This window comes from Rhodospirillum sp. A1_3_36, assembly GCF_047263945.1.
Taxonomy (GTDB): domain Bacteria; phylum Pseudomonadota; class Alphaproteobacteria; order Rhodospirillales; family Rhodospirillaceae; genus Rhodospirillum.
On the sequence record NZ_JBLAVB010000003.1, the window covers coordinates 496,719 to 510,536 of the forward strand.

At 61.5% G+C, this 13,818-nt stretch carries 8 protein-coding genes; 5 read left to right on the forward strand and 3 right to left on the reverse strand.

Translation table 11 applies throughout. The annotated features are described in order from the left end of the window. Positions 1-216 precede the first annotated feature (216 nt). From ACLIRY_RS09870 to ACLIRY_RS09885, 4 genes are all read left to right on the forward strand, one after another. Positions 217-1,179, forward strand: a complete 963-nt coding sequence (locus ACLIRY_RS09870) for a lytic transglycosylase domain-containing protein (RefSeq protein WP_413205199.1) — start codon at positions 217-219, stop codon at positions 1,177-1,179. Between the two features lie 234 nt (positions 1,180-1,413). Continuing rightward, positions 1,414-2,193 (forward strand): HAD family hydrolase, encoded by a 780-nt coding sequence (locus ACLIRY_RS09875; protein WP_413205200.1) that lies wholly within the window; start codon positions 1,414-1,416, stop codon positions 2,191-2,193. Continuing rightward, complete coding sequence (otsB, locus tag ACLIRY_RS09880) at positions 2,190-3,017, forward strand: trehalose-phosphatase (protein WP_413205201.1); 828 nt, start codon at positions 2,190-2,192, stop codon at positions 3,015-3,017. Before ACLIRY_RS09875 ends, otsB begins: the two co-directional genes overlap by 4 nt. Positions 3,018-3,057: 40 nt before the next feature. Next, the gene (locus ACLIRY_RS09885; protein ID WP_413205202.1) at positions 3,058-5,481 is read left to right on the forward strand and encodes a glycoside hydrolase family 65 protein; all 2,424 of its coding nucleotides are present in this window, start codon (positions 3,058-3,060) and stop codon (positions 5,479-5,481) included. Positions 5,482-5,703: 222 nt separating this feature from the next. On the opposite strand, the gene ACLIRY_RS09890 is transcribed toward ACLIRY_RS09885, so the two are convergent. Both ACLIRY_RS09890 and ACLIRY_RS09895 read right to left on the reverse strand, forming a co-directional pair. Then, on the reverse strand, positions 5,704-6,432 hold the full coding sequence (locus ACLIRY_RS09890) for a class I SAM-dependent methyltransferase (protein WP_413205203.1): 729 nt from the start codon (positions 6,430-6,432) through the stop codon (positions 5,704-5,706). A 327-nt stretch (positions 6,433-6,759) separates the two neighbouring features. Beyond that, the gene (locus ACLIRY_RS09895) at positions 6,760-7,446 is read right to left on the reverse strand and encodes a GntR family transcriptional regulator (protein ID WP_413205204.1); all 687 of its coding nucleotides are present in this window, start codon (positions 7,444-7,446) and stop codon (positions 6,760-6,762) included. A gap of 477 nt (positions 7,447-7,923) precedes the next feature. Here ACLIRY_RS09895 and gltA point away from each other — a divergent pair, with 477 nt between their 5' ends. Then, positions 7,924-10,236, forward strand: coding sequence for an NADPH-dependent glutamate synthase (gene gltA, locus ACLIRY_RS09900; protein WP_413205205.1), 2,313 nt, complete (start codon positions 7,924-7,926; stop codon positions 10,234-10,236). Positions 10,237-10,752: 516 nt separating this feature from the next. Here the strand turns inward: gltA and ACLIRY_RS09905 are convergent. Continuing rightward, the gene (locus ACLIRY_RS09905) at positions 10,753-13,818 is read right to left on the reverse strand and encodes a molybdopterin dinucleotide binding domain-containing protein (RefSeq protein ID WP_413205206.1); all 3,066 of its coding nucleotides are present in this window, start codon (positions 13,816-13,818) and stop codon (positions 10,753-10,755) included.

A 13,818-nucleotide genomic window follows, 5' to 3' on the forward strand; every position in this document is an offset into this window, starting at 1 on the left:
TCGAAAATTTCCCAGTTTCTTCCTGGGTCAATGAATTGTTTCGTGGAGCGTTGCGTTCCGTTCGGTGCAACAGTTTCAACAAATTGGAAACATAGTGTTTCCGAAGAGAATGATAATTGGTCGATATTTATGGTACGAATTTTGCTGTGACTGAGTCGGAATATGAGGGCTCTCCCTGTGACAAGGGGATGCCTTCCATCGCTTGAGGACCGCGCCATGTCTGCCTTCATGAGATCCAGTTTTACCTTGGTTCTATCAACTGTCTTGGCGACGGTCCTGGCGGGATTCCTTGGATTTTCAATCTCCCAGGCGCGGGCGGATACGCCGGTCCGATCCCTTTGCGCAGCCCAGACCCTGTCTCAGAACCAGGAAGAGGGCTTTCCCGAGCACATGTTGACCGCCATTTCCCTGGTCGAGAGTGGGCGTTGGGACAAGGGGTTGAAGGCAAGAATTGCCTGGCCCTGGACGGTCACCTCGGGGGGGAAGGGCAGTTTTTACCCCACCAAGGTCGCGGCCCTTCAAGCGGTGCGTGCGCTCCAGGCCCAGGGGGTGCGGAACATTGACGTGGGCTGCATGCAGGTCAACCTGCGCTACCATGGGGACGCCTTTGCCGGGGGTGTGGCGGAGGCCATGGATCCCGCCGCCAATGTGGCCTATGCGGTGAATTTCCTGAAGCGTCTGTATAAGGAAATGGGCAACTGGCCGAAAGCCGTGACCGCCTACCACTCAAAGACCCCAGAATATGCCGAGCGCTACGCCAAAAAAATCAACGAAGCCTGGATGGAAGCGAAGGAGAGCGTGCAAGACCGAGTCGAACTGGCCGCCCTGGTCACCGACTATCCCATCGCATCATCGAATTCGCTGTTCAGCTTGGAGAGGCCCTACGACGGGTTCTATTACCAATACGACGCCAAGCAGCGGAAAGCCCGTTTCGATGCGGTTGCCGAAAAACAGGCGCGGGAAGCCATCGAGCGGGCCAAGGCCGTGGATGTCGCCTATCGCGCCCGTATGGAGAAGGTCCGCGCGGAAAAGGCCAAGCAGGCCGCAGCCGCCAAGTCCTTCGCAGACAACTGGCGGGCCAAGAAACTGGAGGCCTGGAAGGCCAAGCAGCAGGCTCAGGATGCCTTTAAGGCCGGGCAAACCCAAGAGTCCTGGAAAGCCAGGGACGGAGAGTCCTGAAACGCGCTTTTCCCCTTTCCTGAAAGGGTTTCTTCCGAGAGGGGGTGCCATTCTTCCGGGAATTGCCTATAGTTCCCCCTTCGCGGGGGCGTCCTTTGGTTGCCCCTTCTTGGCAAGCAACCCTTTCAAAAGGGGTTGGGCTCGGCTCGCGAAGCCAATCCCCTCCGGGATGGAAACCGCCCGTTTTGCGGACTCCGTTTTGGGAGGCGGGTCCGACCGATCGATGGCACTCCGATGATCAACCCAAAGGGGATATCCCCAGCGGACGTATCCCGGCCCGATCTGTTCTCCATGGGTTTGGATGCGCTTATTTGCGACCTTGACGGGGTGGTGACCGACACCGCTTCGGTCCATGCGGCCTCCTGGAAAGACCTGTTCGATGGCTATCTGAAAGACCGTGCGGCTCGGGATGGCGGGCCGTTTATTCCTTTCTCCCTGGCTGAAGATTATATCGCTTTGGTCGATGGCAAACCCCGTTATGACGGGGTGGACAGTTTTTTGCGGTCCCGGGGGATCGTTCTGCCCTGGGGCACGCCTGAGGATTCAGTCGAGGCGGAGACCGTCTGTGGTTTGGGCAACCGCAAAAATACCCTGTTCCGTGCGGCACTGGGGCGGGATGGGGTGACCCTGTTCGATGGCGCTGTAGCCGTTATCCGTGCTTTCAAGCAGGCCGGGGGGCGGGTCGCGGTTGTCTCTTCCTCGAAGAATTGTGGCCCGGTTCTCGACCGGGCTGGGCTGTCGGATCTGTTTGATGCCACGGTCGATGGTCTGCTTGCGGCCGAAGAGGGACTGCCCGGCAAACCCGCACCGGATACCTTTCTGCGGGGTGCGGCCCTGCTGGGGGTGGCGCCCGAATCCTCCTGCGTGGTGGAAGATGCGGTTTCCGGCGTTGCCGCAGGGGTCGCCGGTGGCTTTCGTCTGGTGGTCGGCATCGACCGGGGCGCGGGCGAAGAGGCCCTGCGCGCCGCTGGCGCCCACTGTGTTGTCCGTGACCTTGGAGAGTTCCTGCCATGACTGACGCAACGGCTCAAATCGCCACCCCAATCGAATCCCTGCCCGATGCCCTGGCCGATGGGGTGGCCTTGCGGGGGGCGCTGGCGGGGCGGACTCCGGTCCTGTTCCTGGATTACGACGGGACCCTCACCCCCATCGTCGACCGGCCCGAGGACGCCATCCTGTCGGCCAAGGGGCGGGAAGCCGTGCGGGCCTTGGCCGCCAAGGTGCCCGTTGCTGTGGTCAGCGGCCGGGACCGGGCCGACGTTGAGGCGCTGGTGGGGATCCCGGAGCTGATCTATGCGGGCTCCCACGGCTTCGATATCCGCGTTCCCGGCAAGGGGGAGGTGGCCTTGGACGGCCTGGGCGACCATGTGGGGCTTCTCGACCAGGTGGAAGCCCAACTTCACGCGGGGTTGGATTCGATTGATGGGGCGCTGATCGAACGGAAAAAATTCTCCATTGCCGCCCATTATCGGCTGGTCTCCGACGGTGACTATCCGGCTTTCCGGGCCTGTCTGGATCGGGTCGCGGCGATGGATGGGGTAAAGGAAAAGCTCGGCAAGAAGGTCTTCGAATTCCAGCCCGATATCGATTGGGACAAGGGGAAGGCGGTGCTGCACCTGCGCAAGGCACTGGGGCTGGATGGGGATGACATGGCCGCCATGTTCTTCGGCGATGATGTCACCGACGAGGATGCCTTCAAGATCCTGCCCGGGATCGGTGGCATCGGCGTGTTGGTCGCGGCGCCTGAAGAGGACGGAACGGGACGTTTGACCCATGCCCAGGTCCGGGTCGCCGATCCGGACGCGGTCTATCGCCTGTTTCAGGCGATGCTGGGTTAAGTCATAAGACAACAAAGAGACGGGGGGGGAGGGGACGACGATGACCGACTGGACGTTGCGTTACGAGGGGTTCGACCCGGCGGAACAGGGGCTGCGAGAGGCTCTCTGTACCTTGGGCAACGGCTATTTTTGCAGCCGGGGCGCCTTTCCCTGGGTTTCGGTGGATGATTCGATCCACTACCCGGCGACTTATCTGGCCGGGGGCTATAACCGGGTGCGGACCAAGGTGGCGGACCGCTGGGTGGAGAACGAGGATCTGGTGGCCTTGCCCGATTGGTCGGCCATCGACATCGTTCTGGACGGCCACCCCCTGGACCCGCTGACCGCTGAGATCCTGGAAAATACCCAGGAATTGGACCTGAAAGCGGGGGGGCTGCGCCAGAAGACCCTGATCCAGGACCCCGAGGGCCGCCGGATCTCCATCGAGGCCGAGCGTCTTGTCTCCATGGACGACATGCATCTGGCCATCCAACACCTGTCGGTCACGGTGGTGGGCTGGTCGGGGACGGTCAGCCTGCATGCCCGCCTGGACGGGAATGTCCGCAATTGGGGCGTGGCCCGCTATCGGGAGCTTGAATGCCGTCACCTGATGGTGGAAGAGGCGACCTGCAAGGCCCTGGACGACGGCCAGGGCAAGGCGGTGGGGGAATGCCTGGCGTTGCTGGTGACACGCTTTACCCAAGCCAACCTGCGCCTTGCCCTCGCCGCCGACCTGCGCGTGGTTTCGACAGCGGGAGAGGTCCCTGTGGTGGACAAGGTCTGGTCCACGGGCTGCGCCAAGGTCGCCTCGGCTTCCCTCGCCGATGGGGAGACCCTGGCGGTGGAGAAGGTCGTGGCTCTTTATACGGGGCGGGACCGGGCGATCACCGACCCGGCGCTGTCGGCCCTGGAAGCCGTTGCAGCCGCGCCGGACGGAGCCACGCTCAAGGCCCGGCACGGGGCGGCTTGGCGCCGTCTGTGGAACACCGTCGACATGACCTTGGAGTGCGGGGACGCCGAGGTCCAACGGGTCCTGCGCCTGCACCTGTTCCATCTGCTGCAATCCCTCTCGCCCCATATCACCGACCTGGACGTCGGCGTCCCCGCCCGCGGCTGGCATGGGGAGGCCTACCGGGGCCACGTCTTCTGGGACGAGTTGATGATTCTGCCGGTGCTGGAATACGGCCTGCCGGAAATCGCTGAAGCCACCATTAAATACCGCACCCGGCGCCTACCCAAGGCTCGGGCTGCCGCCGCCGCCGATGGCCTGCGCGGCGCCATGTTCCCCTGGCAGAGCGGCAGCGACGGGCGGGAGGAGAGCCAACTCCTGCACCTCAACCCCAATTCGGGACGCTGGCTGCCCGACAACACCTGGGTTCAGCGCCACGTCAGCCTCGCCATTGCCTGGAACGCCCACCGCCACGCCCGGATCACCGGCGACCGCGCCTTCCTGACCCAGGTCGCCGCCCCGCTGCTGGTGGAAATCGCGCGCTTCTTTGCCTCACTCGCATGGTTCAACCCTGAGACTGGGCGCTATGAGATCCACCGGGTCATGGGGCCGGACGAATTCCACGATGGCTTCCCGGGTCGCCCGGACGAACCGGGTTTGCGCAACAATGCCTATACGAATGTGCTCTGTGCCTGGCTCTTTGCCACCACACCCCGGGTCCTGGCGGGCCTTCCGGCGGAGGATCGCCAGGGGGTGATGGAAGGCCTGGGGATGACCGAGCGGGAATTGGCCCATTGGATGGCCATGGGGCGCTTGATGCATGTGCCCTTCCACGATGGCGATATCATCAGCCAGTTCGACGGCTACGAGACCCTGAAGGAGTTCGATTGGCAGGGCTACCGGGCCAAATACGGGGATATTCATCGCCTCGATCGGATCCTGGAGACCGAGGGCGACCACGCCAATAATTATAAGGTCAGCAAACAGGCCGATGTGCTGATGCTGTTCTACCTGTTCACCCGGGAGGAAATCTCCATGGTGATGGAGGACCTGGGCTACCCGCCGGTGACGCCCGAGATGTGGGCGCGGAACATCGAATACTATCTGGCCCGCTGCTCCCACGGCTCGACGCTGAGTTTTGTGGTCCACGCCTGGGTGATGGCCCGCAGCCACCCGGACCTTGCCTGGGAGTACTTCCGCAAGGCTCTGATGAGCGACGTGACCGACATCCAAGGCGGCACGACCAAGGAGGGTATTCACTTGGCGGCCATGGCCGGGTCGGTCGACCTCGCCAGCCGTTGCTTCCTGGGGCTGGAGGAGGTCGACGGTCTGCTCCACTTTGACCCCTGTATGACCGATCGGATCCGCAGCCTGGAAACCCGGGTGCTCTATCGTGGACGGTGGATTTCGGTGTCCCTGTCCGACGGCGTGCTTTGCCTGACCGCAGAGGAAGGTGTTGGCCATAAGCCCCAGGTGTCCGTCCGTGGAGAACGTCGCGCCCTGGCCGGGGGCGTGGCGGAGCGGTTCGCCCTTTAAGGGCCTCGCGGCCCTGGCGGGGGCCAGCCCCCGCAGACCCCTGGCAGGGAGGCATGGCCTCCCCAGACCCCAGGGACAGGGTCCGGAAAACGGTGCCTGTTCGCTGTGCCCCGCTTGATGTTAGAGTCGTGCCTCTTGATTATTTTAGCTTTACTTTGTCATCTCCACGCCTTGATCTTTGTAAGGTAAAATGAATATAAAATTGAGAGAAGACCCGCATTTTTACAAATTTCTGGGTCTTTTTTTCTTTCTCAACTCAAAGCTAACTTCAGCCGCCAGAATACTCAAAAACCTATCTTTTAAAGGTTTGAGCTTTCCGACTCCTTCCATTCCAACAATCTCCATATTTGCCGCATCTGCCAAATCTCGTATCGACTTTATCGTAAAATAATGCAGATGAAATCCATCCCAATGCCCTTCTTTTTGCCAAACACCGTAAGGCACGCTCGTCTCCGGTAGCTTCCCAAACAGCAATCGGAACCTGTTTTTTAAGTTACTGACCAGAGGGAGGTTAATAAAAGCACGCCCGTCATGGCGTAGCACTCTTTCTATCTCCGAAAAACAAAACCAAGGATTAAAGAGATGCTCTAAAACCATCATTCCAACGAGAACATCAACACTTCCATCTTGAAATGGCCATGTGTTGTTTAAATCATAATCAATAAATTCAGATTTTCCCCTTACTCCAGGGTCGGATATGCCAATGTCAACGCCAATTGCCTTAGAAAAACCATAGGATTCAGCCAGATAAAGAAGTGTTTTTCCATTCCAGCAACCCAATTCTAGAATCACTCTCTCTTGTTCGGAAAAATAATTTTCCGGTAAATTGCTAATTGATTTTTTGCATATGTAGTATCTGCTGCCATAATCAAAACAATCTATGGTTCCTTGGTCAAATTGAGAAACTGAAGATTTGGCGTAAGATTTGTAAAAATTCTCTAGAGATCCCATTAAATTCACTACCCTTTATCAAAAAATATTTTTACTCTTGAGGAGATCCTGTCTTCATTTTCTTTTGAAAAAGATCCCAATACATCAGTCCTGCTCCAGGATTGTGCTTCCTGAGCGCGCCACGCTGGAGACGCGTTCCACAGCGTCGGGGGTCACCTTAACCGCCAAGGTCCTGTAAAAGAGATGGAAACAGAGAACCTCTGGAACACTTTTGTCCAGTTTGGCCGACAGGCACTCTAAGCGAATTCAGGCAGGAAAGAGAAGTGCCTTGAACCATGGAAGAGAGCGACCTTCCGTGCGTGGCTTTTCGAACAGAACAGGGAGGATTCAGATATCCGTAGCGCCGCCGTTGGCGAAGACGGCCCTGGCCGCCCGCACATGGGAGCGTATGACCGAGGCGGCCCAGACGCCATCCCCCAGGGTCAAGGCCTCGACGATTTCCCGGTGATGGGCCATGCTCCGCTGCAGGTCGCGCTCGCTGTAACGGGCGAAGGTGCGCAAGACCAGGGGCATCTCCACCACTTGACGAATCATGACCTTCAGACGGCCATTGCCCGAAGCCTCCAACAATAAGCCGTGGAACCGGTCATTGTAGACGGAGAGCGCCTTATAATCCACATCGGGATAGGCGGTCACCAGCCGGTCCATGCGGTCGCACAGGTCCTCCAGCTCGGCGAGCTGTTCCCCACCAACCCGGTTTGCAGCCAGTTCAATGGCATTGCCCTCGAGCATGGCCCGCAGGTTGAAGATCTCGTCGAGATCCAGGTCCCCCCATTCGTTCACCCGGGCGCCCAGGTTGGGCTCAAGGGTCACCAGACCATCCGTGGCTAGACGGTGAAGGGCTTCACGCACGGGTGTGCGGCTGACCCCGGTCAAGTCCGCCAGCTCTTGCTCCCTTAGGTGGGATCCGGCGACCCACCGGCTTTGCAGAATACCGTCGCGAATGCGGGCATAAGCCACGTCCACGGCGCGCTTGCTGGCGCGTCCGGCGGTCACCCCTTCCGGGTTTTCCATTCATCACCCCCTGTTCACACTTGTGCCTTCGAGATCAAGTTGGGCCAAGAAGTGGCCCAACTTGGCCTCGAAGGCACTCTAGTATAACCCGACTTAGCGCCGCAGGGGACCCCACCCCTTGGTCCAGATTCTGGACAAAACCCGAGCCGCTTGACGCCCGAAAAGAATAGCCGCCTCCCTTGCCAGGCAGGCGCGGTCCATGACTTGTTAAGAACGACCCTCAAGGGGTCGATTTCCGTCGGAACGGCGCCGGGAAAGCGCTAGACTGCGCGCATGGATTGGGAAGCAGCGAAACGCCTATGCATAGGGTTGCGGCCCAGTCCGAATCTTGGACTTTGGAGTGCATCGCCGCCGTTTGGCCTCCCCAAGCAGGGTGAGTTGACGGTGATGTGTTCTCAAGAGGACCCACCCCTGGGGTCCCATCTGCTGGGATGCCATGGCGGCGAGGCCCGATAGAGGTTTTCGGAGGAACGCGCCATGTACCGGATTACCCGCCGGGATCAGTTTTCCGACATCACTTTCCTATGGGATATTGAAGCCCCAGACGTCGCCCGTGCCGCCCGGCCGGGCCATTTCGTTATGCTCCGTCTGCGCGACGGAGCTGAGAGAATTCCCCTCACCGTTGCGGATATGGATCCCGAAGCGGGAACAATCACCGTCGTCGTCCAGGCCTTGGGCAAGACCACCCGGGACATGCGCGACCACTACAAGGCCGGAGACTCCTTTGCTGATTTCGTCGGCCCCCTCGGTTTGCCCCAGCATATAGACAAGGTGGGCCATGTGGTTCTGGTCGGCGGTGGCCTGGGAGTGGCGCCGATCTTTCCCCAACTTCGTGGCTTTCGGGACGCGGGCAACCGGGTGACCGCCATCATGGGTTTCCGCTCCAAGGAGTTGGTTTTCTGGGAAGACCGCTTCCAGGAAGCCTCCGACGCACTGGTGATCTGCACCGACGATGGCAGCGCGGGGCGGGAGGGTTTCGTCACGGACGCTCTGGCCGATATCATCGCCAGCGACCGCCCTGATTTGGTCGTCGCCATCGGCCCGCTGCCGATGATGCGCGCCTGTGCGGAAGTCACCCGCCCCCATGGGGTCAAAACGATGGTGTCCCTGAACACCATCATGGTGGACGGAACGGGCATGTGCGGCTCCTGCCGGGTTACCGTGGGGGGCGAGGTCAAATTCGCCTGCGTCGACGGCCCGGATTTCGACGGCCATGCCGTGGACTTCGCCGAACTGATGCTCCGCCAAAAGCGTTTCGCGCCAGAGGAAACCAAGGCCAACGCGGACTTCGAGCACGTCTGCAAGCTCGACCAGATCCTGGTTCAGGAGGGCAAGCGCACCTATAAAAAGATCTCCCAGGTGGAGCCCCATCAGGTCCCCATGCCCGAGCGCAACGCCATGGAGCGGGCGGCCAACTTCCTGGAGGTCAACCTGGGCTACACCGCCGAGGACGCCTTCCGCGAGGCTGAACGCTGCCTGCAATGCCACCGGCCCGACTGCGTGGCCGGATGCCCCGTTGGCGTGGACATCCCGGGCTTCATCCGGCGTTTGCTGGTACGGGATATCGATGGCGCGCTGGATGTCATCAACGAAAGCAGCCTGTTCCCCTCCATCTGCGGGCGGGTCTGCCCCCAGGAACACCAGTGCGAGAAACAATGTCTCCTGGGGCGCAAAGTGGACTCCGTCGCCATCGGCCGTCTGGAGCGTTATGTTGGGGACCATGCCCATGCGGTGGGGCAAACTGGCGCCGTCTCCCCCTCGGAAACGCCGCTGGGCCGGGTGGCCATCGTCGGTTCCGGCCCTGGTGGCCTCGCCGCTGCGGCGGATCTGGTCAAACGGGGCTGCCGGGTGACGGTTTTCGAGGCCTTGCATGTGCTGGGCGGCGTCCTGCACTACGGCATCCCCTCTTTCCGCCTGCCCCGGGACATCATCGACCGGGAGATCCAGCGTCTGCGCGACATGGGGGTCGAATTTCTGACCGACAAGGTCATCGGCAAAACCTTTACCGTCGCCCAGTTGATGGAGGAGATGGGTTTTGACGCGGTCTTCATTGCGGCGGGCGCCGGTGCGCCCAGCTTCCTGGGCATCCCCGGCGAATATGCGGGCCGGGTCTATTCGGCCAACGAATTCCTGACCCGGGTCAACCTGATGGGCGGCAATGACTTCCCCGTGAACGACACCCCCGTCTCGACGGGCAAGGCGGTCGTCGTCATCGGTGCGGGCAACACGGCCATGGACTGCCTGAGGGTGTCGAAACGGTTGGGCGTCCCCAAGGTCGCCTGCGTCTATCGCCGCTCCGAAGCCGAAGCCCCCGCCCGGCTGGAGGAAATCCGCCATGCCAAGGAGGAGGGGATCGAATTCCATTTCCTCCACACCCCGGTGGAGATCCACACCAACGAAGACGGGGACGTGCGCGGTATCCGCGTCCAGAAGATGACCCTGGGCGAGCCCGACGAACAGGGCCGCCGCAAGCCCATCCCGCTCGATGAGTTCGTGGAGATGGAGTGCGACACGGTCATCTACGCACTGGGCACCAACGCCAACCCCATCGTGCCCAAATCCACGCCGGGCCTGGACCTGACCAAATGGGGCTACATCGTCGCCGATGGGGAAACCCAGGCCACCACCCTGCCCGGTGTCTTCGCCGGAGGGGATATCGTAACCGGCGGCGCGACGGTGATCCTGGCCATGGGCGCCGGACGCCGGGCGGCGCAGGCCATCGCCCGCTACCTGGAGGACGGGAAAGCTCATTGGCCCCCTGTCCAGCAGAGGGAAACCGCTCCGGCATAAAAAACACACTGGGCTGCCGCCCAGAGTCGTCCAAGATCACAATGAAATCAGGTCTGTCCGACCTGATTTCATAAACGTGATCTAAATCATATATTTAGAGCGGAATGAGACGGAAAACCGCACACACTTTTCCTCATTCCGCTCTCAGAGCCCAACCCAAAAGTCATGCCGTAAAATCAAAGGTTTCCGTCATGCCCGTGAAAACGGGCATCCAGGGTTGATTTCGGTGCCGGTGCTCAAACGCACTGGCGTCGCGGGATTTGCTTCCGGTGCCTGCTCCCACCCTGGATTCCCGCGTTCGCGGGAATGACGGAAGGGGGTGGGAATGACAACTGGAATGGTGGGTCTGGGAGGCCGCTGCCTCCCAGCGGGGGTTTTGGGGGCAGCGCCTCCAACTGCGCCTAGATCAAACCGCCCTAAATCGGAATCGATTCAGGGCGGGTAATTTGATCTAGATTCAATAAGTTGAACATTGAGTGGACCGGAAAACCGGTGCCCACTTTTCCGCTCGATGCTCTAAACCCGCTCCAACCGCGCGGGCAAGGCTTGGCGTGCTGCCGCACCCACGGCCCAGTCTCCCAAAGTCGCAGAGCCTCCCCGGGTTGGATCGAGCAAGCCCACGTCGTTCAGGTTCACTCCCGCAGAAAAGCCCCCCGTATCCGGTTGCGCGATCCCGTCGATCACATGGCGACGGGCGCCCAGTTCCCGGTGGCCGTAGCCATGCTCAATGGCAACCGCCCCCTTCACCACACCATCCACCACAAGGGCCGTGGCGACCATAGAGCCGCTTGGTGTGACGATCCGCACGGCATCCCCCGAAGCAAGCCCCAGGGGCGCCGCGTCCTCCGGGTGAATGAAAACCGGGTTATTGGGGTGGATTTGCCGGAGACGCGGCGCACCGATGGAGTAACTGGACTGCATGTTCGACTTGTAAGCCGACAACTGCACCGGCCAGTCGCTTTCCGGATAGACCTCCCGGATCGGCGTCCCGTCGGCGAAGCGCTGCGGGTACCAAGTCGGCACGCCCACGAAGCGGTGGCCGGTCATCGTATTGACCTTGGAGCCCACGTCTTCGTTATAGATCGCCAGCGGGTTGGTATAGGCCCGGGTCAGGTGCTCGCCGTCATAGGCCTTGTCCGCGTTTTCCATGCGACCGCCTCGGGCGAAAAGGGCCGCGACCTTGCGGACCTCCTCGGGCTTCAGGGCTGTTTCCAGCTCGCCCATGATCCTGGCAACGCCGGACAGGGCAATGTCGTCGTCGCTCGCATCGGCCACCGGCTTCCCGGCGTAGGCCACATTGGCGCCTGCCCGCAGATACCAGTCCTCGGGCCGGTTCAGGGGATGCAGTCCCCCTTCCGCATCGGCGATCACCCCATCGCCGAAGCCCGGCAGGCCCAACCGTTTGGCCAACTCAATGAAAAACAGCTCCATGGTGATCCGGTCGCCGCTGGCGGCTTTGTCCTGGCGCGGCTCCACCACCGGCCAGCGGGCCGTGGAACATTTGGTCACCGTCCCGCTCCAGGGGGTCGCCCACCCCCAGCTTTCATACATCACGCTATCGGGCACGATGTAATCCGCCAGCGCCGAGGTTTCGTTGATGAACCCGTCGATGGCGACGAACAAGGGCAGTTGGGCCGGGTCCTTCATCTTGTCCTCAATGGCTGCCCGCAAGCCCGAATGGCCATAAATGGGATTGGCCATGAAGCTGACCAGGGCCTTCAAACGGTAGGGATAGCCGTCGAAATGGCTGGTCAGATATTCGGTCAGCAGGGGCGGCGAGAACGGATACCAGGGCGCCTTGGTGGGATAGGGGCTCTCTCCCGCCGCGACCCGCCGCTTGAACTCGCTGGTCTTCTGATAGGGGAACCGCGAGCGGGAGAGGAACACGCCCTTGGGTTTGACCATGCCAGGGAAGGTTTTCAGATCATAACGCGGCCCCGGGGCGAAGGAGGGGAAGGCGCCGCCGGAGGGGCTCATCCCCCCTTTCCAGTTCCAATTGCCGATCAACACATTGAGCATCAGGATCGACCAGGCGGTGTAAAAACCGTTGCTGCTCATGGTGCCGCCATGGGCATCGATGGCCGCCCGTTTACCATGGGCGGTGAACTCCCGAGCCAGGGCCTCAATCACCGCCACCTCGACGCCGCAGAGGGCAGCATAGTCGGCAAGGGTCTTGCGCCGCGCTTCCTCGGCCAAAAGGGACAGGCCGGTCTTGACGGAAACGGATCCCGCCGCCGTGTCCACCGCCCCCTCATGGAACAGCGCGCCCTTGACGGAGGTGGTGTGGGCCATGGGCGCGCCGGTCTGGGCGTCGATAACCACAGCGGCCTCGGCGAGGTCGCCCTCCCACCCCAGGTCGGCGCCGCGCAGCAGCTTGCCGGTCTTCAGGTTCACCAAATGGCTGGCGTTGGTATGGGTGGTCTCGCCCAGGGCATCGGCGGCCTGGGGACCGGGGGCGGAGAGGAAAGCGGCGTCATAGCGCTCGTTGTCCAGGATCCAGCGGATCATACCCAGCGCCAGGGCTGCATCCGTGCCCGGCGTGATGGGAACCCAGCGGTTGCGATCCTGGGCGGCATGGCTGGTGGCGTTGGTCAGGGTCGGATCAACGATGACGTAGTTCAGGATGCCCTCGGTCCGCGCCCGGGCCACGAGGCGGCCCTGCCGTTTGTAGGGTTTTCCCGCGTTGCCAGGGGCGGATCCCATGAAGATGGCGAACTCCACATTGGAAAAGTCGGGTTTGCCATGGGCATAGGTCTTCATGTCGTCCAGGGTCGCCCCCGATCCCGTGCGCATGGCCAGGCCACAGTAGGCGCCGTGGTTGGCGTAGTTGCGAGTCCCGAAACTGTTGAGGGCAAAGCGTTTGATCAAGCTGTCCCGACCGTCGGTGGTGGCATTGATCACCGCCAGTTGGTTGGCCTTGGGGCCATATTCCGGGTTCTCCGGATCCAGCGGCGTATCCTTGTCATGGATGGCGCGCAGGCCCTCCACAACACCCTCGCCGAAGAGATCACCGCCCTCGACCACCTCCTCGACCAGTTGCTCGAAGGAAATGGTTTGCCACTGACCGGAGCCCCGCGGGCCAACCCGCTTCATGGGTTTGAGCACCCGATAGGGGTTATCCACCTGGGCCAGGGCCGCATTGCCCCGGCCGCAAGCCGTTGAGCGCCCCGACAGACCCTTTTCCCCCTGGCGGGTGAGGGAGAGCAGGGCATCCCGCACCGGGGTTTCAAAGGGGATATGGGGGTCGCCGGAAAAAGGGTGATAGGGATTGCCCGCCACCCGCAGGATCCGCCCCGTCGCTTTCTCGGAGCGCACCCGGACCCCACACATGGTGTTACAGCCCAGGCACATGGTGAAGGACACCGCTTGATCCGGATTGAGCTCAAGGTCGCCCGTGACCGGATCGACCCGGTATTCGGGATCGAAGGCGTTGCCGGTGACGGCCTTGCGGGGTGGTTTGCCGGAGGACCCGGTGAGTAGACCCGTCACGGCCTTTTCGGCGGTATGGGCATAGCCCGTAGCAAAGGCGGCCAGTCCGCCGACGGCGGCGACACCCTTCAGAAGATTGCGACGCGTAGACAT